The organism is Gottschalkia acidurici 9a, from assembly GCF_000299355.1.
Taxonomy (GTDB): domain Bacteria; phylum Bacillota; class Clostridia; order Tissierellales; family Gottschalkiaceae; genus Gottschalkia; species Gottschalkia acidurici.
The window spans coordinates 445366-468052 of record NC_018664.1; the positions used below are offsets into that span (position 1 = coordinate 445366).

Below are 22687 nucleotides of genomic sequence, written 5' to 3' on the forward strand. Positions count from 1 at the left end.
AAATATTGAGTTGAAAGTAGATTTATTAGATAAGTAAATAAAATAAAAAAGTGTATATACTTAAAGTAGACTAAGATATAAAAAAACCAGTACAGAGAAGTTGTCAATGTACTGGTTTTTTTATTTATTTAAACGCAATATTTAAAGCTTGATCTATATCTTCAATTATATCATCTATATTTTCAAGACCAACAGAAATTCTAACAAGTCCAGGAGTTATACCTGCTGCTATAAGTTGCTCATCTGAAAGTTGTCTGTGAGTTGCACTAGCTGGATGAAGTACACAAGTACGAATATCCGCTACATGAACAACATTTGAGGCAAGTTTTAAATTATCCATAAATTTAACTGCAGTTTCTCTTCCACCTTTAATAGAGAATGAGATAACACCGCTACATCCTGAAGGTAAGTATTTTTGCTGAAGATCATGGTACTTACTGCCTTCTAATGCTGGATAGTTCACAAATTCAATTTTATCACATTCATTTAAATAAGAAGCTACTTTTTCAGCATTTCTACAGTGTTTTTCCATTCTAACTGGAAGTGTTTCAAGACCTAAGTTTAAAAGAAAAGCTGCATTAGCAGATGGATATGCGCCAAGGTCTCTCATAAGTTGAACTCTGGCTTTAACAATATATGCGGATTCACCAAATTCTTTTGTATAAACTACTCCGTGATAAGATTCATCAGGTTCAGTAAACTCTGGGAACTTACCATTTGTCCAATCAAATTTTCCGCTATCTACAATAACTCCTCCAACTTGAATAGCGTGTCCATCCATATACTTAGTTGTAGAGTGAATAACTATATCAGCTCCAAATTCAAATGGTCTACAAAGTATAGGTGTAGCAAAAGTATTATCTACTATAAGAGGAACACCATTTTTATGAGCAATATTAGCAAACTTCTCAATATCGAAAACAGATAAGGCTGGATTTGCAATAGTCTCGCCGAATACAGCTTTTGTATTTGGTCTAAATTCTTTTTGAATATCTTCTTCAGACGCATTAGTATCAACAAAAGTGCATTCTATACCAAACCTTTTAAGAGTTACAGCAAATAGGTTTATAGTTCCTCCATATATTGTAGATACACTTATAAAATGATCTCCGACACTCATAATATTAAGAATACTAATTAGTGAAGCTGCTTGTCCAGAAGTAGTACATAAGGCACCTACTCCACCTTCAAGTGCTGCTATTTTATCTTCAACTGCTCCAACTGTTGGATTTGAGATACGGGAATACATATGTCCCTCAGCTGTAAGGTCAAACAGCTTTCCAATATGTTCAGTAGAATCATAAGTATAAGTCGTGCTTTGATATATAGGTAGAGCTCTAGTTTCACCATTTCCAGGATGATATCCTTCATGTAAACATTTTGTTTCTATTTTCATATTTTTCCCTCCATAACTTTAAACAAATCAACTAACTAGTTTAGATAATATAAATTATATCACTACACTTTAATCAATTAAAGTATATTGTATGAGAAATCATGCGTGCTCTAAGGTCAATTCACCCCATAAGGATTCCATACTTTCCACAATGGTAGGATCAAATTGAATTCCTTTATTCTTAATTATCTCTACTCTACATTCATTCCATGACAAAGCTTTTCTATACGGTCTATTAGAGGTCATGGCATCAATAGCATCACAAACGGCAATAATTCTTGAGCCGAGAGGTATGTCACTACCTTTAAGTCCCCAAGGATAGCCTGATCCATCCCAACGTTCATGGTGGTAAAGAACTATCTTAGCCATACTTTTCAGATCCTTAGAGCGGGTTAAAATATTATAGCCTATAGCAGGATGCTCTTGTATGTACTTCCATTCATCGGGAAGAAGCTTTCCGCGTTTATTAAGAATCATATCAGGAACACCTATTTTTCCTATATCATGAAGATGGGCTGATATATGAATCTCTTCGAGGTGTTTCCCATCAATCCCCATATGCTTAGCTAGTTTATATGACATATCAGCCACTCTAGAAGAGTGGCCGCAAGTGTAGGAATCTTTTGCTTCTAATGCACCAACAAGGCATTCAATAATATCGTGACAAATCTTATAAAAGCATTGACCTCCATAATCCTCCATAAAATGCCTCCTTTTGTTTATCATATGTATTTATAAATAAGTACTAATAAGCTACTTTTTATGTTGTTAAATTAGCAAGTTAATAATGATTAGATGTTATAAATGATAATCATAATCAATATCTGATGATTACATATTAATTTATTTAAATGTTTATGTCAAGAATGGAGTAAATGTTACTAAGTGAACAGAGTAAAAATATTTCAAATAAATAAGTTAACTTATCGGAAAAGGGTATAATAAAACTAAAAGAAAATAATAAATTAGGGAGGATTAAATAATATGGATAAATTCGTAGATGTAGTAAATACATTTTTATGGGATAATTTCTTAATATATGCACTATTAGGAATAGGTATTTACTACACTATAAGACTTAAAGTTCCGCAATTAAGCAAAATAGTACCAGGATTTAAGCAAACATTTGGGAGTATATTTAAGAAAGACAAAGATTCGGATGTAAGTGGAATGACTTCCTTTCAGGCATTATCAACAGCAGTAGCTGCACAAGTAGGTACAGGAAATTTAGCAGGGGTAGCAACAGCCATATCTTCGGGAGGACCGGGAGCTATTTTTTGGATGTGGGTATCTGCTGTACTTGGAATGGCTACAAATTTTGGAGAAGCTGTACTAGCGCAAAAGTATTCAACTGAAATAGATGGGGAAAGAACAGGGGGACCTGCATACTATATATCTAAAGGTGTGAAGAGTAAATTTTTAGCGACATTCTTTGCTGTAACCATAATTATAGCTCTAGGATTTGTAGGAAGTATGGTACAATCAAATTCAATATCAACAGCGGTATATTCAGCTTTTGGAGTTAATAAAATAGTTGTAGGAATAATAACTTCTATAATAGTAGCTCTCATATTAGTGGGTGGAATGAAGCGAATAGCTAATTTTGCAGAATTAGTAGTACCTATAATGGCAGGATTCTACATACTAGGAAGTATTGTAATTTTATTTAAGTTTCATGACCAAGTATTAATAGCTTTAAAAAGTATATTTGTTGGGGCATTCTCTCCTAGAGCTGCAGTCGGTGGAGCATTAGGTATAACTGTTAAAAATGCAGTAAGATTCGGTATTGCAAGAGGACTTTTCTCAAATGAAGCAGGAATGGGTTCAACTCCACATGCTCATGCTGTAGCAAAAGTAGCTCATCCAGCACAACAAGGTATGGTTGCTATGGTTGGAGTTATAATAGATACAGTTATTATATGTACAGTTACAGCACTAATAAATTTAGTTACGCAGGCAAACACTTTAGGACTTACGGGTATTGAAATGACTCAAAAAGCTTTTGAATTAGGTTTGGGTAGTTTTGGATTAACCTTTATTGCTATAGGGCTATTCTTCTTTGCACTTACAACTATAATTGGCTGGTACTTTTTTGGCGAGGCAAATATAAAATTTTTATTTGGAATTAAAGGAATAAAAGCTTATAGAGTATTAGTACTAGTTTTCATAGTATTAGGTTCTTTTTTAGATGTAGATTTTGTATGGAAATTGGCAGATATGTTTAATGGTCTAATGGTTATTCCAAACTTAATAGCACTGTTGATCTTAGCACCACAAGCATCAGCGATAATTAAGGATTATGATAATAATTTTTTAAAAAGATAAAATGCACTTATTAATAATAAAAAAAGATGATTTCCATTAAACATGGAAATCATCTTTTTTTATTATTGGCATTTGACAATAACTATTTCTTGATTTATAATCAAAAAGTAAATGTCATATGCCAATAACTTATGGGAGGAATAAATATGAAAATATTAGTTTCATCGGTTGGTAAACAAAGTACAGATTCAGTAGATCCTAGATTTGGTAGAGGTGATTATTTTCAAATATTTGATACAGAAGCTAGAGCGTATAAAGCAATAGAGAATGTAGGAAAAAGTTCAGACCATGGAGCAGGTATAGGAGCCTCACAACAAGTCATAGATGAAAATGTGGATGTAGTTATAACAGGCCATCTTGGACCAAATGCATATAATCTTTTATCTGAATCTAATATAGAAACTTATAGCTGCAATGAGGGAAGCGTAGAACAAGCCATAAATCTATATATTGAAAATAAACTAGAAAAAATAAATAAAGCAGGGTCACCACATAGAGCATAACTAGAAGGGAGAGAAAACTTTGAATATAGGTGTTTTAAGTGGAAAAGGGGGTACAGGAAAAACTCTAATATCTACAAACTTAGCACTAGCCATGAGCGGAAATTATATAGACTGTGATGTTGAAGAGCCCAACGGATTTATTTTTTTAAATCCTACGAACATAGATAGCAAAGATGTGCTAGTCGACTATCCAACTGTAGACAGTACAAAGTGTACGTTGTGCGGACAATGTGTAAGTATCTGTGAGTTTAATGCACTTGCTAAATCAAAGAAAATATTTATATTTGAAACACTTTGCCATAGCTGTGGTGCATGTGAAATGATATGTCCAACAAATGCTTTAAAATATGAAAAGAGAAGAATAGGAAAAATAGACGAGGGAAAATACAAAGATATTAAGTGTATCCAAGGAACTTTAAATATAGGCGAGGCAATGGCTGTACCTGTTGTAAAAGAGTTACTAAGAAACTTACCAGATAAATTAAATATTATAGATTGTTCTCCTGGAACGTCTTGCAATGTTGTAACCTCTCTTGAATATATAGATAAAGCTATACTTGTAACAGAGTCTACAGAATTTGGACTGCATGACTTAAAAAGAGCAGTAGAGCTTTGTAAAAAGCTTAATGTATCATATGGAGTAGTTATAAATCGATCTACAGATGACAAAACACTAATTCACCAATATTGTGAAGATGAAAATATAAAGATATTATCCACTATACCTTATAGCAAAGAAATCGCTGAAATTTATTCTAAAGGAGAACTATTAGTAGAAACAGATAAATATAAGGATATATTTATAAACCTAGGCGAAAAGTTAAGGGGGTGGGTATAATATGAAGATTGTAGTTTTAAGTGGAAAAGGTGGAACTGGAAAAACTACAATTGCTATTGCCTTATCTGAACTTATAGGAAATACAATTAAGATAGACTGTGATGTAGATGCGGCTAATATGCACTTATATTATAACGGAGAAATAATAGAACAAAGACAATATATGGGGAACAAGATATCTTTTGTAGATAAAGATTTATGTACTGAGTGTGGTAAATGTACTGACTACTGTAAGTTTGATAGCATAAACTCAGGTAAAGTAAATAGTCTTACTTGTGAAGGGTGTGGAGTATGTAAGATAGTATGTCCTAATGATGCTATAGAACTAAAGGAAATTAGAAACGCAGATACATTTATAATAAAAACTAATAATGGAATAATATCTAAAGCAGATATGGATATAGGAGCTGAAGGCTCTGGTAAGCTAATAAATGAAATTAAACAAATGGCAAAAAAATATACTTCTGAAAACGATATAACCATAATAGATGGCTCACCTGGAATCGGATGTCCAGTTATAGCATCAATTACAGGAAGTGATATAGCTCTATTAGTTATAGAACCGTCTAAGTCGGGTTTAAGTGATTTCTTTAGAATTAAAGAACTTTGTGATCACTTTAGTATGCCAGTTTTAGTCTGCATAAATAAATACGATATGAACAAAGAAATTTCAAAACAAATAGAAGAATACTGTAAAGAGGGTGATATCAATATAGTTGGAAGAATATCATTTGATGATATGGTATTAGAATCAATTAATAGCTTTAGGCCAATAGTATACTATCCAGATAGTAAAGCTAACAAAGAAATAAGATTTATGTGGGAAACTATAAAAAACAAATTAAATTTGGAGGGATAAGTAATGAGAATAGCAGTAGCAAGTGAAGAAAATAAAGTAAGTGGACATTTTGGACATTGTGAAGGTTTTACAATATATGAAGTTAAAGATAGAGATATATTAGGAAGTGTATTTCTTGACAACCCAGGGCATAAACCAGGATTCTTACCTAAGTATTTAGGTGAACAAAATGTAGATGTAATTATAACTGGTGGAATGGGAGAAAAGGCTCAAGCACTGTTTAGTGAAAATAATATAAAAGTAGTAGTTGGAGTACAGGGAAATATCGAAGAAGCAGTTAAAGAATATATAAGCGGAAATCTAAAATCAACAGGTAGCGTATGTAATAAACACGAACATTCAGGTAGTTGTGGAAATCATTAAGTAGAGTAGAACAATAGTTATTGGCATTTGACAGTAACTATTGTTTTAACTTATAATTAAATGGTTAAACTATTATAAGTATAACTAATGAGGAGTGATAATATGTCAGAGTGTCAAACATGCCCATCAAGTAGTAGTTGTAGTGAACAAGATAAAGAAAACTGCGGAAGCATGATAGTAAATAATCCACATAGCAAAATAGGAAAAATAATAGGAGTTATGAGTGGAAAAGGTGGAGTAGGTAAGTCTACAGTATCAGTTCTTTTAGCTAAAGAATTAAAAAAACAAGGATATAAAGTAGGTGTATTGGACGCAGATATAACAGGACCTAGTATACCAAGACTTTTAGATATAAGTGAAGAAAGAGCTTACGGTAAAGAAGATGGAACATTAATTCCAGTTGAAACAAAAGAAGGCATAAAAGTAATGTCTTTAAATCTGTTAATTAAGGAAGAAAGTGACCCTGTAATATGGAGAGGACCTATGATCGGTGAAATAGTTAAACAATTCTATAAAGACGTAATATGGGAAGAACTTGACTATTTAGTTATAGATATGCCACCTGGAACAGGAGATGTTGCACTTACGGCAATGCAGTCAATACCTATAGATGGAATAGTAATGGTTTCAATTCCACAAGACTTAGTTTCAATGATAGTTGCTAAAGCAGTTAATATGACTAAGACTATGAAAATAGACGTAATAGGACTAATTCAAAACATGAGTTATATAATTTGTCCAGACTGTGATAAAAAGATAAGAATGTTTGAAAACGAAGATATAGATGCATTCTTAAAAGATATGAATTTAAAACTATTAGGTGAATTACCTATGACTAGAGAAGTAAATAATATAAATAAAGAAAAATTAAGTGCAGATGTAGATGCTACTATAAAAGATATTACTAAACAAATAGTTTCTTCATTATCATAATGAAAGAGATATATGTAAAGATTCTAGAAAATGATCATCACTCTTTGATATACTATATCTGTATATAGAGTAAGGGAGATGAAATAATGGCTAGACCTAAAAAATGTAGAAGAGTAGAATTTTTCCCAGAGAATACTAGCTTTATACCATTAGGAAAACCTAAGTGCAGTATAGAAAGCGTAACTTTAAAAATAGAAGAACTTGAGGCTATAAGACTTAAAGACATGGAAGGGCTAAATCAAGAAGAGTGTGCTAAAAGTATGGAAGTATCTAGACAGACATTTCAAAATATAATATATAATGCCCACAAAAAAATAGCTATAGCATTAACGGAAGGAAAAGCGATAGAAATAAGCGGAGGGCACTACACTACAGGAGATTGCAAGTTTAAATGTAAACACTGTGGAAAAACATATGATATAAGCTACGAGCAAGACAGAGATTCATGTCCTTCGTGTGGATCTGAGGAAGTTCTTTGTAATAAAAACAATAAACAATGTCATAAATGGTGTGAAAGTATATAAACTAAAACTTAGTATTTAGGCAGGTTAATAATTAGTCTAAATACTAAGTTTTATTGCATATAAAACTTTAATACTTTGATAAGGGGATGATGAGTTGATTATTGATGAACTTATAAAAGTAGCTTTAGAAAGTTGCGGTAATAAAAAAGTAGCTGATTTACGCTTAGGGTTAGGCTATACAGGGGTTCTTTTAGATGATAATAGCTGTGGATTAGCATATACTTTTAGAAGTGAGCTAGGTTCTTGTTGTAGCGTTTTCGGACAAGCTGGAAAAATGAAAGGAAGGTCTGCTGAGGAACTTATACTGTGGGGTAGAGATGAGAATTTAGCAAAGTCTACTATAGGAATAGCAACAATTAATGCAATTATTAATAGTAAGATTGATGTAATTGAGAAAAGTGGAATAGTAGACTTAATAGATGTAAAAGAAAATGAGAGATTCGGTATGGTAGGTAATTTTAAACCTATTTTGAAAGAGGTAAAAAAAAGGACAGAAAACATATACATATTTGAAAGACAGAAAACTGACAATCCTGAAATATATCCAGAGTCAGCAATGGATGAATATTTGACTAAATGCGATGTAGTTCTAATAACAGCTACTAGTATTATAAATAAAACTATAGATGAAGTATTGAAAAAAACTAAAAATGCTAGAGAAGTATATATAGTGGGATCCTCTACACCCCTATGCCCAGAGGTATTTAAAAAATATGGTGTAAGTGTTTTAGCTGGAGCAATAGTAAGAAAACCTCTTGAGCTACTAGATATAATAAGTCAAGGTGGAGGAACAAGGGCAATGAAAGGTGCTATAGATCAGGTAAACTTAAAAATTTAGGATTAAATATTTGTAATCATTGAAAGAACTCTTAAGGAAAGTTAATACTGTTATTAAGAGTTTTTTAGTTTCAGTAAAATGAATATTTTGTAGTAGATCATTGATTGCTTAAAAGATATAAGGTATTATTTGGTTATAAAGAAGGATTTAAAACTAAAATTATTTATATTTTATCTAGGAGAAAAAAGGTGAGAATATGAACATTATTACTGTAGATAGTGAAAACCTTGAGAAAGAGCATATATGCTGTGCTATAGCTGATAAAAAAGGAGAGTGTCAAGTAGCTTCTAAGAAGGCCTGGTTGAAAGAAAGATTTAAAGATGGACTTACTTTTAAGAAAGCAGATGTTAGAGGAAAAGTTTTTATTGAGTATATTCCTGCTGAAAATGCATGGTGTCCAATTGTTGCTGATGGATATATGTTTATTAATTGCTTATGGGTGTCAGGGAAATATAAAGGACAGGGAATCTCTACTAAGTTGTTAAATGAGTGTATTATTGATAGTAAAAGTAAGGGTAAAAAAGGATTAGTTATTTTGTCTTCAAAGAAAAAAATCCCTTATATATCAGATCCTAAGTTTTTAAGTTATAAAGGATTTATAGTAGCTGATAATGCAGAACCTTACTATCAACTTATGTATCTTCCATTTGAAGAAAATGAAGAAAAACCTTATTTTAAATCTTGTGCAAAAGCAGGAAAAATAGAAGAAAAAGGATTCGTGCTTTACTACAGTAATCAATGTCCTTTTACTGCTAAGTATGTTCCATTGATTGAAGAAATAGCTAAGGATAAGAAAATTGAATTTAAAGTTATAAAATATGAGACAACAGAACAAGCACAAAATGCGCCAGCTCCATTTACTACATATAGTTTATTTTATAATGGTGAGTTTATAACAAATGATATTTTAAGTGATAAAAAGTTTGAAAAGATACTTGAAGAAAAGGGATTGTAGTTATAGTGCAGAATCCAAAGTAAAGTTAAAATCTTTGATAAGATACTATATAGACAATATCAGAGGCTTAGGCATGTTTCTTTTACGATGAAGAATGTAAAAAAATTTAATTATTATGGAAGTAATTTATTAAGGGATAAGAATAGAGGTGGTCACTAAATGAATAAAGGTGAATTTGAAGAGTTTCTATATCAACAAATACCAATAACAAAAGAAATGGGATTTAATATTTTAGAATTTACACAATCAAAAGTAAGGATATCAGCAAGGCTAGAACCAAATATTAATCATAAATCAACAGCATTTGGGGGAAGTATAAATAGCTTAATGACTGTATGTGGATGGGCATTAGTGTTTAAAAATATTAAAGAAATAGATCCATATGCACATATAGTTATTCAAAAAAGCAATATAAATTATGTTCAACCTATTAGAGAGGACTTTGTTGCAGAGTGCAGTTTAACCGATGAAGAGAGCAAAAGAAAATTTTTAAATATGTATGAAAGACATAAAAAAAGTAGAATAAATATTAATGTTTATTGCTACAAACAAGAAACCCTATTAGCGGAGTATGAAGGACAGTACGTTGTATTTAGATAAAAGATAATGATTGCCTTATTATACTAACATCACAATAATTCTTAAAATATATTTTCATTTAGTATATAGAGTTGAAATGATAAATCAAAATTACTTGATTTATTATTTCAACCCTTTTTTTATTCCATTCATTATTGTTTTCCTATAATAAAAATCATTTATATGCTAAACACTAATCACATTTTTTACGATACTCTGTAGGAGTATAACCAGTAAATCTCTTAAATATTTTTGTAAAATAGCTTGCATCATTAAATCCCACTAAGCTCATAACTTCAGATAAAGATTTACTGGTAGTCTTAAGAATATTAGATGCTTCTATAACTCTATATTGCATTAGATATTCAAATGGTGACATTCTTAGGTACTTTTTAAAACATCTACAGCACTCTGACTTACTAATATGAACTGATGTGGCTATGTCTTCAAGAGTAACTTTGTTTGAGAAATTATTATGAATATATTCAAGCATTGTTTTAATCCGTTCTCCATCAAGCTTATTATGTGGTGTAGACTTTGAATTTAAGTTTGGAACTAATTTGGAAGCTAGAGTTAGCCACAAACTACACAGAGAGTTCTTTATTGAAAGTTCATATGCAAATTCTTTTTTTTCATATAAGTCGTAAATCTCAAATAGTTTCATAACTATATCTTTATGCCAGTCGATACTATTATCGAAAATCATAAAATCAAGACTATCGTTACTTATAATAGGATATACATACTTTTTATCTATAACAGACAAATTGTGTCCACTTATCAAAACTGGATCAAATACTATATCAATTACTATACTATCCTGAGTTATAGGTTTTACTTGATGAAGTACATTTGAATTAATAAATATGCCACTTCCTTCTGGTAAGGTAAAAGATCTATCAAAAAATGATAGTTCAACGACACCTCTCTTTACAAATGCAAACTGTACCTCTTTATGCCAATGCCAACGAATAAAACCTATATCATATTTATATGGCTCGTCAAAAAAAACTTCTAAGGGGAATTCGAAAGAACCATATTCTATTTCTGATTGTAAATTACTATCAACATCCAAATTATTCAAGCGCATACTAAGCACCTCGCTAATATAGTTTTATTTTAGGGTAATATACTTATGGTTTTCAACTAGTTTATAATAATATAATTATAACAGATAGATAAGTTAAAAATACATTAGAAAGGAGAGAAAATTATTATGGGCTTACGTATGGTTGATTTAACGCAAGATATTTATGAAGGTATGCCTCTATATGGAATACATCAAAAAACATTTATAATGACGAATCAAACTCATGAACAAAGTAAAGCTGCTACAGGAAGTGATTTAGGATTTTATGCTAGAAATCTTCTCATAAGCGAGCATTGTGGAACTCATAGTGATGCTGTACTTGAATTCAAGCCAGGTGGTATGGATATAGTGGAAATGCCTATGGAATGTTTCTATGGTAGCGCAATATGTGTAGACTTAACTCACAAAAGATATCCTGAATATATAGAGGTTAAAGATTTAAAGGAAGCTATTGCTAAGTCTGGGCAAGAGTTAAGAAAAGGTGACATATTCCTTATGTACACTGGACTATATGACAGAGAATATCCAGGTGCAGGATATAGAAATCATTATACAGGTTTAACATATGAAGCTGCTAAATGGTTAGCAGAAAACGGAGTAGTAAATATAGGAGTTGATTCTCCAGCTATAGACCAAACTCCAGATGACTTAACTTTTGCAGGACATAAAGTTTGTGGAGAATATGGTATTACCAATACGGAAAACCTTTGCAATTTAGATCAACTTGTAAATAAGAGATTTTTATACTTTGGTCTTCCATTAAAAATACCTGGAGGAACTGCTTCACCTATTCGTGCAGTAGCACTACTGGAGGAATAGTAAAATATTTAAAACTAAGCTCTAGGAAGAATAAAAGTTATACTTTAAATTATTAGGAGGAATTAAAATGAGTTATGATGTAATAATTAAAAATGCTAGAATACCGCAAGGAGATAATACTGTACTAACTAATATCTTAGTTAAGGATGAGAAAATAGCAGGTTTTATCAACTGTATTGACGGAATAGAAGCAAAAAATATAATAGATGCAGAAGGAAATTTAACAGCTCCAGGATTTATAGATTCACACACTCACTATATGTATCAAGGATTTCCTCACAGAGAAAACTTCTTAACAGGGTCAGCAGCATCTGCAAGAGGAGGAATAACAACAGTTGTAGATATGCCATGTTGTTCAGTTCCATCAGCAAGAAGTGTTGATCAATTAAAACTAAAAATAGATGTTTGTGCTCCACAAGCTGTAATAGACTATGCTATGTGGGGAGGAGTAACTGGAGAAGATGTTAGAGAAGGTTGGCTTCACAATGTTAAAGAACAAGCTGATTACGGAGTAGTTGGTTTTAAAGTTTATATGACTCCATCAGTGCCAACTTATCCAAGAGTTACTGATCCAGAAATGCTTGAAATTTTTAAGGCTGTTGCAAAAACAGGACTTCCAGTAGGAGTTCATGCTGAGAACTTTGCTATATGTGATTATTACGTTAAGAAGTTTCAAGAAGAAGGAAGAATGGATGCTCCAGCTTGGTCAGAAGCAAGAAATGAGTTAGCAGAAAAGGTTGCTATAGAATTAGGAATAAGTTTTGCTGAAGCTACAGGAGCAAGATACCATGTAGTTCATATGAGCACAGGAATTGGTGCAAAACTAGTAGCAGATGCTAAGAGAAGAGGAATTAATGTAACTGCAGAGTCTTGTCCTCACTATTTAACACTTAATTATCAAGATACTTTAACTAAGTTTGGTTCATTTGCTAAAGTTGCTCCTCCACTAAGAACTTCAGCGGATATTGAAGAACAATGGGAAGGATTAAGAGATGGAAGTATAGACTTTATGGCTACTGACCATGCTCCTTACGAGATAGAATCAGAGAAAAAGAAAGAAGGAATGAATATTTGGACTGCGTTCCCAGGATTCCCTGGAACAGAAACTATGGCTCCAATAATAATATCAGAAGGATTAAATAAGGGTAGATTATCACTTAGTAGAACTATAGAAGTGTTATCAACAAGTGCTGCAAAACAATATGGACTATACCCTAAAAAAGGTGCATTAGAAATAGGTTCGGATGCTGACTTTGCTATAGTTGACCTTGATAAAGAATGGGTAATAGATTCAAAAGAAAACCAAGCTTCAATGTGCGGATATACTCCACTTGAAGGAATGAAATTAAAAGGTAGAATAGTTAAAACAATAGTTCGTGGAAATATAGTATTTGATGATACACAAGAAGGTGTATTACCATCATTAACTGATGAAGAAATGAAAACAATAGTTCATAACTATCCAGCAGGAGTTGAAGAAGATTATGCAGACATATTCGAACAATTCCCTAACTTACACTCAGCTGAATACGATAGAAGCTATAGAAAAGAGCACCCTGAAAAAATAGATGAAGATGTAAGAAGAATAAAAGGAATAATGGTTAAGCCTGGATTCGGACAATTAGTAAAAAGACAAAGTATTCAGGAGTTACCAAAAACACTAACTTATGATGTTAAAGCTCCTACAGGAATAAATAGAAGAGAAAGAGAGTCTCTACCAGAGTTTAATAAGTAATTTTAAATAATAAAAAGCCTTGAGGAAAATAAATTTTTAAATAAATTCTATATAACAGTCAAAATTACCAAATTATGATAAAGTATAATTAAGAAGCCAGAATAGAGGATAAGTATATATCCTCTATTCTTTATTTTATAATCATTTAAAATATAGAAAGGAGATAGTATATTGGACATATTAGAATGCATTAATGGTAGAAGGAGTGTTAGAAAATATACAGATAAACTAATACCTGAGGAAACTTTAACTAATATTATAGAACTTGGTACAAAGTCTGCTACTGGTTCTGGAATGGAACCATGGGGATTTGTGATAATTCAAGATAAAAATGAAATCGACTCTTTATCTGAAATGACGAAAAAATATTTATTAGATAATTTTGAAGAATATCCATATTTACATCAGTATAAAAGTTGGCTAGAAAATCCTAAATACAGTGTTTTTAATCATTCAAATACGTTATTAATTATTTATGGAAATACAGAATCACACTGGTATGTTTATGACTGTAGTATGGCAGCAGGGAATATCATGTTAGCTGCTCATAATATGGGGATTGGAACTTGTTGGATTGGTTTTGCGGAACATACTTTAAATACTAAAGAATTTAAAGCAAAATATGGGGTACCAGAACAATATGAATTAGTTTGTCCTATGAGCATGGGGTATATGGAAAATAAACTAACACCATCTAAAAGAAAAAAGCCAATAGTGTTTAATAAATAGTACTTAAAAGTATCTAAAATTATTGAAGTTTAGATACTTAAACTATTATAACTTTTAATGTAAAACTACATTGGGAATTTAAGCCACGAATATTAAGCGTAAAGGCAAATCGAAGCTTCATTAAAAAATTATAAGTCAAAGGGGTAGTTTTATGATTATGATTTGGAATAGAAAAGAAGTTTTTGTTGGACATTCATTGCAGAGCTTTAATGAGGTATGTCAGATTCTTAATGCAAATCAAATTAAGTATGAATACAAGATAGTTAATAATAGCAATCCATATGTGTTTGGATCAGGAAGGGGAAGAAGGGGTACATTTGGGGAAAACATGAGTTATTCAAACTTATACTATATCTATGTTCATAAGAATGACTATGACCATGCCCTTGCAATACTACATCAATAACTGGTATAGATATGAATTATATAATGCATTTATCGTAAAAATCAATATAATTGTTAGATGTGTAAAATTAGAATTTATCCATAAAAGTAGATAAAAGAGCTATCATTAATGATGGCTCTTTTTAACTTTATTAAACATAAAATACATATTGACTTTAATAAAGTTAAATGTTATATTTAATTTTATTAAAGATAATGTTTAACTAATATATTGTATTAGTTTATTTAATAACTAAAGTTTTAAGTGACGGTAGGCAAATAGCAACATTTTATATGAAGTACTTATTCAAAAATCTACAATGCTATAAAGCTAATATAGAGTAGTATAAGGAGAGTTTAAGATGAAACAAAAATCTAAAAAATTTTTAAGGTTATTTTAATAGGTATGTTTTTATTGATTGGGATTAACTTAGGTTTTAATAAGTTAGTTAACACAGAGTATCAATCATTAAATGATATGGACAAGAATATGCTAAAGCAAATTTCACAAGTTTATGAAACATATAATAATGAATCTCAAAATATATGGAAAGAAGGATATAACTTTAATAATATTCCTCTTGTACTGACACCTGTTAATAAAGATAAAGGAATGATACATGCATATTCATATGTGATAGGGGTGGATAAATTAGAAAAATCTATATTTTCTAAGAGAATTGAAGTGCCAAAAGAAGTAAAGTTGCCACCAATATATAGGGTATCATCTTTATCTCCATCGTTAATTCGGTCGTGGATACCAGCTAATTTCTCGTTTAAGAACATAGGAGAGCAGCATGTTACATTTTTTAAATATAATCCTACTACTATTCAAACATCAAATACAGAAAGATCTTTTAAATATTTTTTAATGCATGAAGTATTTCATGAATATAGACAGGTTCCAGTATGGAAGAATGTGAATGAGTTAAGTTCAAGTATATATGTAGAAGAAAGAAATAAGGAACAATATCAACTTTTACTAACAGAGCTTTCTATTTTAGATAAAGCGTGGGCTACAAGTAATAAAAATGAGTTAATAAATATTTTAAGTGACTTTATAACTATAAGAGATGATCGCTATAGTAAATTTGAATATATGAAACAAGAAAAATCTGTTGAAACTTTGGAAGGATGTGCCCAATATACAGAATATAAATATTCAAATCAAGTAGGAGATATTGTTACGCCACCACTTACTGCAAATGGGAAAACCTATAAATTTACAGATGTATTTAGTAAAAAATCATTACAGGATTTCACTAGTAAAAGTAGCTTAAATGGTTTTATGGATAAAGATCTATACTATTATGTAGGTTCTTTAGAAGGAATGCTTTTAGATAAACTACAAGTTAACTGGAAAGATAGAGTAGAAAATAATGAATTAATTTATGATGTTCTTAGAGATGAAGTACTTATACAAAAAAGTGATAGTGAAAAAAGCTTAGAATATATAAAAAATGAGTATGGATATGATAATTTTAGTCAGCAAGCTGAAATTATAATTAATAATTTAAAGTAAAGTATTTATTCAATTAAAAGCTAAATTATAGTAGCGATATATAATGAATATGTTCTGAACTAACTTAATCTTATTCATTATTATATTTTTTATAGATATTAACTTTAACTAGAACAAAAGATTAAATGACTAATTTAAAAGGAGATGCATTATGACAATTGAAGTTGTACCTGAATGGATGATTAATTTAGATGATGAAGATATTAACTTTATAAAGAATTTTCTTCTTACGTCTGGGTCTTTAAAAGAAATAGCGAAGCAGTATGGCGTTACTTATCCAACAGTAAGACTTAGACTTGATAGACTTATACAAAAGATTCAAACTAATGAAGAGAATATAAATGAACCATATATTTCTTTGGTTAAGAGATTGGCATTGGACGAGAAAATTGATTTTGATACAGCTAAGTTATTAATTTCAGAGTATAAAAAAGTTAAAAAGGAGAACGACTAAAATGTTTATTATAAGTAATATAATAATTTCACTATTGCTCCTTGCAGGAGTAGTAATTTTACAAATATTTTTATCACAGAAAGAAAATAAATGGCTTGGACTTATACTTCCAATTATAAACGTAATACTTTCAATTATGGTATTACTAGGGATAGTTTCTTACTCAAATGAAGCATTTGGTATAATTGTGATACAGAATGTAATGTTATTTTTAATGTGCAATATTCCAACAATGATACTATTAGCAATTTATTTTGGATGCCGTAAGAAGTTTAAAAAGAATAGAGAAATTGATAAGATGAATATTCAAGATTTATAATGACTTTAAGTTTGGTTAATAAGTTATAACTAATTGCTTCATTAATTATAACTTATTAAATACTATGAGATGAACATAATGAAGACAAACATAAAGCCTATATCTTTATTTGTAAATAAAGATATAGGCTATTTTATTATCTACGTTTTCTTCTAAGCATATCCTGACCTATAACAGCAGCCCCTATAGCTCCATTATATTGAGAATAAGGTGAAGTATAAATTTTCTTATTACCTAGTTTCTCGCTTATAATATTAGTAAGCTCTTTACTTTTAGCTAGTCCACCAGTAAAAGCAATACCTTCTTCAACACCCATTTTGTTAGCTAAATTAGCTATACGATTAGCTATAGAGTGAAGAATTCCACAAGCAACAGACTCTTTAGTAGATCCACTAGCAAGTAAACTTATAACTTCAGATTCTGCAAATACAGTACACATACTGTTAATATTTTCAGGAGTTGCTCCTTTAGTTAAACTATCAATGTCACTTATATCAGACCCTAATAGATTAGACATAACTTCAAGAAATCTACCAGTACCCGCAGCACATTTATCATTCATAAGGAAATCAGCTAGATTACCGTCTCTATCAAGCTTTATAACCTTACTATCTTGACCCCCAATATCAAGTATAGTTCTAACATCACTGTTTAAATAATGGGCTCCTTTACCATGACAAGTTATTTCAGTAATATCCTTATCCGCAAAATCAATAGAAACTCTACCATAACCAGTTGAGACTATAAAAACATCTTCCCTTTTAAGATTAGCTTTAGATAATAAAGAATTTAAGGCTTCAGTACAAGCATTTTTTGGACTCCATCCAGTAGGAAGAATAATATATTCAAAGTTTTCACCATCGAATAAGACTCCCTTAGTAGCAACTGATCCAGAGTCAATACCTACAGAGTACAATTATAACACCTCCTAAAGCATCTCAACAAATGCAGATATACGAGTTTGAAGTTGTCCGATATCAGATTGAGAATAGTCTGTTTCTAAACTCATGTAAGGGATATTTTTCTCACCGTTAACAAAGTTTTTAATTCTAAAAGTTTCAACGTTATAAGTGTGGCAAGCTTGAAGAATCATATCTATAACACCATCAACCTTATATTCATCAACTAAATTATCAAGTAGTTTTAATCTACCATCATTAGGAGACATACAAGAACAAGGTATATTTAGATATTTTTTAGTTAAAGCATCGTATGGTTCTATAGTTTCATCTACTAATTCCTCGTAACTTTTAACTCCAGTACAGTTTTCGTAACATACTACAACACCACCAGCTTCTTCTATTAGCTTAACTACTTTTTGAGTAGCACCACCTATAGGACATCCTGTTATAAGGATTCTAGGAGCATCTTCACTAACTTTTCTAACTCCACTATTGTATTCATCCATTATATTTTTAGAAACTTCTTTTATACTGTTTATCTTCTCAGCTTGATCAGTTTTAAAAGTAGATCCGAAAAGTACACTAAGCATTTCCATACCTGTCATTGGAGGAGGACAAAGCTTAGATAATTCATAAAATTCTTTAAGAGCTACTCTTTCTTCATTACGTGATTTTATAGCTTTTTTTAGATCCTCATCAGTTATAGTAACATTAAGTTCTTTTTCAATTCTCTCTTTTAATCTAACCATTTCGTTACGCCATAAGTTAAAAGCATCTTCAGTGTCAGAAACTTGAGGTAATTGCATTACATGAACAGGTTTAACTTCGTTCATATATTCGAACATTTTCTTTTTACCATCACAAGTAGTTTCTCCAACTATAAGATCAGCAAAATAGAAATAAGGACATGTATCAGTGATAGCAAAACCGTAGCTTGCTTTAATAAGAGGACAAAGATTTCTTGGTAAGTGTTTTTCTGCCGCAGGTATAGATTCGTCGCTCATAGAACAAAGTGATATAGGAATAGCTCCTCCAGCTATCATTATTTCATAAGGAGTATATACACAATAAGTTCCTATTATATGTTTACCTTGTTCCTTCAACTCTTTTATGTTCATAAATCCTTGTTGTCTAGCTTCATCAAATTCATTAAAAGCTTTTGGTAAATTAAAATTCATATGTCAGCCGTTATATAAAACTCATAAGATGAATAATAAGCTTTACTAACAGCATTCACCCCTTTTCATTATATTTTATAAAAAATACATATTTATTTAAACATCTACTTATATCTAATTCTATTAAAATAAGTCGTTTGGTGTCTAATAGAAAAAACTTATAGGTATCAAAATATGTATAGAAAAAGGGAATGGGCAAGAAATCAAATAGTGAGCATAGTAGAGAATTTAGAATTTTAATTTTTAGATACTGTAAGAAAAAATTAAAAAGATAAAATTATTAATTTTATGCTGTTAGTAAATTTATAATATATTTATGAGTTAGCTAGCTTTATAGTAATTTTTCTAGATTTTGCGTAGGATTATTTGGATAGTCTACAACTTTTCCTTCCCATGTTCTTATTTTTATCGAATCTTTTCCTCTTGAAATTAAGTACTGTGGAGCAATAGGAGTTTTTCCGTCTCCATCAGGAGCATTTAAAATATAAGTAGGCACAGCCATACCAGAAGTATAACCCCTTAAGTATTCCACTATTTCTATTCCATCATCAACAGATGTATTAAAGTGCGTAGTTCCAATTACTTCTTTAGCATGGAATATATAATAAGGTCTAATTCTACATTTTAAAAGTTCATGATTTAAAAGTCGCATTACATATTTATCGTTATTGACACCATTTAGAAGAACAGCTTGATTTCCTAGTGGAATACCTGAAAGAGATAATTTATCACAGGCTTTTTTTACTTCTTTAGTTATTTCCATAGGATGATTGAACTGAGTGTTTATATACAGTGGGGGATACTTTTTTAAAATATTTACTAGATTATCAGTAATTCTTTGAGGTAATGTGACTAGAGTTCTAGTTCCAAGTCTAATATATTCAACTGAAGGAATGGCATGAATCTCTCCCAAAAGCCAATCGAGTCTTTCATCAGAAAGAGCTAGGGCATCCCCACCAGTAATTAGAACATCTCTTATTTCTGGATTTTCTTTTATATAATCTATAGATTCTTTAAGAGCTTCGATTGAGGTATCATTATCACATGAACCTATATTTCTTCTCCTTTGGCAGTGTCTACAATACATAGCACATTCATTAGTAACGTTTATGATAAGTCTATCAGGATATCTTCTAGTTATAGAGCCTGCTGGATTGGTGAACTCTTCACCCATAGGATCATCTATACCTTCACCTAATAGTTCAAGACTTGTTGGAATTGATTGTAGTTTGATTGGATCAAGTTTATTATCATCGTCTATTAATGATAAATAGTAGGGTGAAATTCCCCAACGATAGCTTTTCTCTACATTTTTTATACCTTCAATTTCTTCTGCATCAAGTGATATAACTTGAGTTAATATATTTACATCTGAGATTCTATTAGATAACTGCCATTTATAATTATTCCAATCATCTTCAGTTGCATTTAAGATAGAGAGTAGTTTTTGTTTTTCTTTTACTTTTTTCTCTTGTTCTAATGACATTCCTTTCGAAATATTTTTTTTCGCATCAAGATAATCTTGAATTCTAGACTTTAGTTCTTTAGCTCTATCAAGAGCTATTTGCCTTCTTTTGATAGTTCTATCCATCCAAAGTTCCTCCTTCATTTAAGTTAAGTGCGGTTGCGAATTAAAGTAGTCCAATTATATCTTATCATAATATGTAGTAAAACCCAAATAAGCTAGATTAATGACATTATGGAAGATAACAATGATAAGTAAGACTAAAAGTAAAAATGAAGACTTATCTTTGCTTTAAAACTATGGTAAAATCATATGAAAAGATTGTTAAAATAATATAGAAAATAACGGTTAAATTATATATAAATAGACAGGAATGAGGAATGTTAAATGGTTAAAAAAAATGAAATAATAGATCTATATATAAAAGAAGTAAAGTTTCCAAACAAAGGTTTAGCATATGTAGATGACAAAGAGATAACTGTAAAAAATGCTATTAAAGATCAAAAAGTTAGAGCGAGAATAACTAAGAATAAGAAGGACAAGGTAGAAGCTAAAATATTAGAAGTGATAGAAAAATCACCAATAGAAGTAGATTCAGAATGTACTCACTTTGGTAAATGTGGAGGTTGTTCATATCAAACATTACCATACGAAGAACAGCTTAAATTAAAACAAAGTCAAGTTAAAGAGCTTTTAGATAGTGCGGACATAGGGGATTATGAATTCTTAGATATAGTACCTAGTCCGAATAAATTTGAATATAGAAATAAGATGGAATTTACTTTTGGAGATGTGGAAAAGGGTGGAGAACTAGCCTTGGGTATGCATGAGAAAGGTAGATTTTATGAAATTGTAGTAGTAGATGACTGTAAAATAGTTGATGAAGACTTCACTAGCATACTAACTACTATTCTAGAATACTTCAGAGAAAAGAAGACACCATTCTATAATAAAAATAGACATGAAGGAATATTAAGACACTTAGTGGTTAGAAAAGCTATAAAAGAAAAGCAAATACTAATAAACTTAGTAACTAGCTCACAAGGAGAGTTACAATTAGATGAATTAGTTGAAAAGATTAAAGATCTAAAATTAAATAGTAAGTTAAAAGGAATCCTACACACTATAAATGACGGACTATCAGATACTGTTCAAAGCGATGAAACTAGAATACTATATGGACAAGATTATATAACTGAAGAATTGCTAGGACTTAAATTTAAAATATCCGCATTTTCATTCTTCCAGACAAATTCACTAGGAGCTGAAAAGCTATATTCAGTAGTAAGAGATTTCGCAGGTGAGACTAAAGATAAAGTAGTATTTGACCTTTATTGTGGAACTGGAACTATAGCTCAGATAGTAGCACCTATAGCTAAGAAAGTTTATGGAATAGAGATCGTTGAAGAAGCTGTAGAAAGAGCTAAGGAAAATGCAGAATTAAATGGACTAGATAATTGTGAATTTATAGCTGGAGATGTTATGGAAAAGGTTAAGGAACTAACAGAAAAACCGGATATAATAATACTAGATCCACCAAGAGATGGAATACATCCAAAAGCTATACACAAGATAATAGACTTCGCACCAGAGGAATTCGTATATGTATCTTGTAAGCCTACTTCACTAGCTAGAGACTTACCAGTGTTTATAGAAAGAGGATATAAAGTAGAGAAAGTCCAGTGTGTGGATATGTTTCCTATGACGCCACATGTGGAGAGTGTGATACTACTACATCGGAAAAGTATCTAAGAGTCCTTGATTTTAGGCACTTTGAGGGGTTTTTTCAATTTTCACAAAGTGACCGAAAAGGGAAGAAAAAAACAATTTCTGACGGTATGAACGTGTCAGTGGTTCTTGATATGGTGTCTGGGAACACATCTAAGTAAGGTTAACATTTTTACTATTTTTTTATTATTCAACTAAATAAGAACATGTCGTGAAATCGTTCATTTTCAAGCTAAATTGAGAATGGAC

General features: G+C 30.8%; 24 protein-coding genes. 18 read left to right on the top strand and 6 right to left on the bottom strand.

Translation table 11 applies throughout. The annotated features are described in order from the left end of the window. Window positions 1–124: 124 nt before the first annotated feature. The gene (locus CURI_RS02050; protein ID WP_014966622.1) at window positions 125–1396 is read right to left on the bottom strand and encodes an O-acetylhomoserine aminocarboxypropyltransferase/cysteine synthase family protein; all 1272 of its coding nucleotides are present in this window, start codon (window positions 1394–1396) and stop codon (window positions 125–127) included. Window positions 1397–1495: 99 nt separating this feature from the next. Continuing rightward, entirely contained in the window at window positions 1496–2098 is a 603-nt protein-coding gene (locus tag CURI_RS02055; protein WP_014966623.1) for an HD-GYP domain-containing protein, read from the bottom strand. A 282-nt stretch (window positions 2099–2380) separates the two neighbouring features. On the opposite strand from CURI_RS02055, the gene CURI_RS02060 reads away from it, so the two are divergent. From CURI_RS02060 to CURI_RS02105, 10 genes are all read left to right on the top strand, one after another. Continuing rightward, window positions 2381–3721, top strand: coding sequence for an alanine/glycine:cation symporter family protein (locus tag CURI_RS02060; protein ID WP_014966624.1), 1341 nt, complete (start codon window positions 2381–2383; stop codon window positions 3719–3721). A gap of 146 nt (window positions 3722–3867) precedes the next feature. Beyond that, a complete protein-coding gene (locus tag CURI_RS02065; protein WP_041701391.1) occupies window positions 3868–4224 on the top strand; it encodes a NifB/NifX family molybdenum-iron cluster-binding protein in 357 nt (118 codons plus the stop codon). A 19-nt stretch (window positions 4225–4243) separates the two neighbouring features. Beyond that, window positions 4244–5062 carry a nucleotide-binding protein gene (locus tag CURI_RS02070; protein WP_014966626.1) on the top strand — a complete coding sequence of 273 codons (819 nt, stop codon included), beginning with the start codon at window positions 4244–4246 and terminating at the stop codon, window positions 5060–5062. 1 nt (window position 5063) lies between these two features. Further along, window positions 5064–5921 carry an ATP-binding protein gene (locus tag CURI_RS02075; RefSeq protein ID WP_014966627.1) on the top strand — a complete coding sequence of 286 codons (858 nt, stop codon included), beginning with the start codon at window positions 5064–5066 and terminating at the stop codon, window positions 5919–5921. A 3-nt stretch (window positions 5922–5924) separates the two neighbouring features. Beyond that, entirely contained in the window at window positions 5925–6284 is a 360-nt protein-coding gene (locus CURI_RS02080) for a NifB/NifX family molybdenum-iron cluster-binding protein (protein WP_014966628.1), read from the top strand. A gap of 102 nt (window positions 6285–6386) precedes the next feature. Next, on the top strand, window positions 6387–7217 hold the full coding sequence (locus tag CURI_RS02085) for an Mrp/NBP35 family ATP-binding protein (protein ID WP_014966629.1): 831 nt from the start codon (window positions 6387–6389) through the stop codon (window positions 7215–7217). An 86-nt stretch (window positions 7218–7303) separates the two neighbouring features. Next, window positions 7304–7741 carry a DUF134 domain-containing protein gene (locus tag CURI_RS02090; RefSeq protein ID WP_014966630.1) on the top strand — a complete coding sequence of 146 codons (438 nt, stop codon included), beginning with the start codon at window positions 7304–7306 and terminating at the stop codon, window positions 7739–7741. A 94-nt stretch (window positions 7742–7835) separates the two neighbouring features. Continuing rightward, window positions 7836–8579, top strand: coding sequence for a DUF364 domain-containing protein (locus CURI_RS02095; protein ID WP_014966631.1), 744 nt, complete (start codon window positions 7836–7838; stop codon window positions 8577–8579). A 196-nt stretch (window positions 8580–8775) separates the two neighbouring features. After that, window positions 8776–9534, top strand: a complete 759-nt coding sequence (locus CURI_RS02100) for a GNAT family N-acetyltransferase (RefSeq protein ID WP_014966632.1) — start codon at window positions 8776–8778, stop codon at window positions 9532–9534. A 159-nt stretch (window positions 9535–9693) separates the two neighbouring features. Then, window positions 9694–10134: a YiiD C-terminal domain-containing protein gene (locus CURI_RS02105; protein WP_014966633.1), complete on the top strand. Its 441-nt coding sequence runs from the start codon at window positions 9694–9696 to the stop codon at window positions 10132–10134. Between the two features lie 172 nt (window positions 10135–10306). Here the strand turns inward: CURI_RS02105 and CURI_RS02110 are convergent, their stop codons facing one another. Beyond that, window positions 10307–11197, bottom strand: a complete 891-nt coding sequence (locus CURI_RS02110) for an AraC family transcriptional regulator (protein ID WP_187287414.1) — start codon at window positions 11195–11197, stop codon at window positions 10307–10309. A 132-nt stretch (window positions 11198–11329) separates the two neighbouring features. Between CURI_RS02110 and CURI_RS02115 the strand changes: the two genes are divergently transcribed. From CURI_RS02115 to CURI_RS02145, 7 genes are all read left to right on the top strand, one after another. Beyond that, window positions 11330–12022, top strand: coding sequence for a cyclase family protein (locus CURI_RS02115; protein ID WP_041701393.1), 693 nt, complete (start codon window positions 11330–11332; stop codon window positions 12020–12022). A gap of 67 nt (window positions 12023–12089) precedes the next feature. Next, on the top strand, window positions 12090–13757 hold the full coding sequence (locus CURI_RS02120; protein WP_014966636.1) for a dihydroorotase: 1668 nt from the start codon (window positions 12090–12092) through the stop codon (window positions 13755–13757). A gap of 171 nt (window positions 13758–13928) precedes the next feature. After that, on the top strand, window positions 13929–14486 hold the full coding sequence (locus tag CURI_RS02125) for a nitroreductase family protein (protein ID WP_014966637.1): 558 nt from the start codon (window positions 13929–13931) through the stop codon (window positions 14484–14486). A 151-nt stretch (window positions 14487–14637) separates the two neighbouring features. After that, the gene (locus CURI_RS02130) at window positions 14638–14892 is read left to right on the top strand and encodes a hypothetical protein (protein ID WP_041701395.1); all 255 of its coding nucleotides are present in this window, start codon (window positions 14638–14640) and stop codon (window positions 14890–14892) included. Window positions 14893–15276: 384 nt separating this feature from the next. Continuing rightward, window positions 15277–16392: a hypothetical protein gene (locus tag CURI_RS02135; RefSeq protein WP_014966639.1), complete on the top strand. Its 1116-nt coding sequence runs from the start codon at window positions 15277–15279 to the stop codon at window positions 16390–16392. A gap of 151 nt (window positions 16393–16543) precedes the next feature. Continuing rightward, on the top strand, window positions 16544–16846 hold the full coding sequence (locus tag CURI_RS02140) for a DUF2089 family protein (protein ID WP_014966640.1): 303 nt from the start codon (window positions 16544–16546) through the stop codon (window positions 16844–16846). 1 nt (window position 16847) lies between these two features. Beyond that, entirely contained in the window at window positions 16848–17165 is a 318-nt protein-coding gene (locus tag CURI_RS02145) for a hypothetical protein (RefSeq protein ID WP_014966641.1), read from the top strand. A gap of 136 nt (window positions 17166–17301) precedes the next feature. Here CURI_RS02145 and CURI_RS02150 read toward each other — a convergent pair whose 3' ends face one another. The 3 genes from CURI_RS02150 to eam all read right to left on the bottom strand — a co-directional run bounded on the left by CURI_RS02150 (window position 17302) and on the right by eam (window position 20836). Then, on the bottom strand, window positions 17302–18081 hold the full coding sequence (locus CURI_RS02150; RefSeq protein ID WP_014966642.1) for an acyl-CoA dehydratase activase: 780 nt from the start codon (window positions 18079–18081) through the stop codon (window positions 17302–17304). Window positions 18082–18093: 12 nt separating this feature from the next. Beyond that, entirely contained in the window at window positions 18094–19245 is a 1152-nt protein-coding gene (locus CURI_RS02155; RefSeq protein ID WP_014966643.1) for a double-cubane-cluster-containing anaerobic reductase, read from the bottom strand. A gap of 331 nt (window positions 19246–19576) precedes the next feature. Next, window positions 19577–20836, bottom strand: coding sequence for a glutamate 2,3-aminomutase (gene eam / locus CURI_RS02160; RefSeq protein ID WP_041701399.1), 1260 nt, complete (start codon window positions 20834–20836; stop codon window positions 19577–19579). A 261-nt stretch (window positions 20837–21097) separates the two neighbouring features. On the opposite strand from eam, the gene rlmD reads away from it, so the two are divergent. Further along, entirely contained in the window at window positions 21098–22462 is a 1365-nt protein-coding gene (gene rlmD / locus CURI_RS02165; RefSeq protein ID WP_014966645.1) for a 23S rRNA (uracil(1939)-C(5))-methyltransferase RlmD, read from the top strand. Window positions 22463–22687: the final 225 nt, after the last annotated feature.

Excerpts from the sequence above, each read along its gene's own strand:
- CURI_RS02115 (WP_041701393.1), top strand. The coding sequence starts at position 11,330 with ATGGGCTTACGTATGGTTGATTTAACGCAAGATATTTATGAAGGTATG.
- CURI_RS02065 (WP_041701391.1), top strand. The coding sequence starts at position 3,868 with ATGAAAATATTAGTTTCATCGGTTGGTAAACAAAGTACAGATTCAGTA.
- CURI_RS02155 (WP_014966643.1), bottom strand. The coding sequence starts at position 19,245 with ATGAATTTTAATTTACCAAAAGCTTTTAATGAATTTGATGAAGCTAGA.
- CURI_RS02135 (WP_014966639.1), top strand. The coding sequence starts at position 15,277 with ATGTTTTTATTGATTGGGATTAACTTAGGTTTTAATAAGTTAGTTAAC.
- eam (WP_041701399.1), bottom strand. The coding sequence starts at position 20,836 with ATGGATAGAACTATCAAAAGAAGGCAAATAGCTCTTGATAGAGCTAAA.
- CURI_RS02120 (WP_014966636.1), top strand. The coding sequence starts at position 12,090 with ATGAGTTATGATGTAATAATTAAAAATGCTAGAATACCGCAAGGAGAT.
- CURI_RS02080 (WP_014966628.1), top strand. The coding sequence starts at position 5,925 with ATGAGAATAGCAGTAGCAAGTGAAGAAAATAAAGTAAGTGGACATTTT.
- CURI_RS02145 (WP_014966641.1), top strand. The coding sequence starts at position 16,848 with ATGTTTATTATAAGTAATATAATAATTTCACTATTGCTCCTTGCAGGA.
- CURI_RS02085 (WP_014966629.1), top strand. The coding sequence starts at position 6,387 with ATGTCAGAGTGTCAAACATGCCCATCAAGTAGTAGTTGTAGTGAACAA.
- CURI_RS02075 (WP_014966627.1), top strand. The coding sequence starts at position 5,064 with ATGAAGATTGTAGTTTTAAGTGGAAAAGGTGGAACTGGAAAAACTACA.
- rlmD (WP_014966645.1), top strand. The coding sequence starts at position 21,098 with ATGGTTAAAAAAAATGAAATAATAGATCTATATATAAAAGAAGTAAAG.
- CURI_RS02050 (WP_014966622.1), bottom strand. The coding sequence starts at position 1,396 with ATGAAAATAGAAACAAAATGTTTACATGAAGGATATCATCCTGGAAAT.
- CURI_RS02100 (WP_014966632.1), top strand. The coding sequence starts at position 8,776 with ATGAACATTATTACTGTAGATAGTGAAAACCTTGAGAAAGAGCATATA.
- CURI_RS02140 (WP_014966640.1), top strand. The coding sequence starts at position 16,544 with ATGACAATTGAAGTTGTACCTGAATGGATGATTAATTTAGATGATGAA.
- CURI_RS02090 (WP_014966630.1), top strand. The coding sequence starts at position 7,304 with ATGGCTAGACCTAAAAAATGTAGAAGAGTAGAATTTTTCCCAGAGAAT.
- CURI_RS02060 (WP_014966624.1), top strand. The coding sequence starts at position 2,381 with ATGGATAAATTCGTAGATGTAGTAAATACATTTTTATGGGATAATTTC.
- CURI_RS02055 (WP_014966623.1), bottom strand. The coding sequence starts at position 2,098 with ATGGAGGATTATGGAGGTCAATGCTTTTATAAGATTTGTCACGATATT.
- CURI_RS02130 (WP_041701395.1), top strand. The coding sequence starts at position 14,638 with ATGATTATGATTTGGAATAGAAAAGAAGTTTTTGTTGGACATTCATTG.
- CURI_RS02105 (WP_014966633.1), top strand. The coding sequence starts at position 9,694 with ATGAATAAAGGTGAATTTGAAGAGTTTCTATATCAACAAATACCAATA.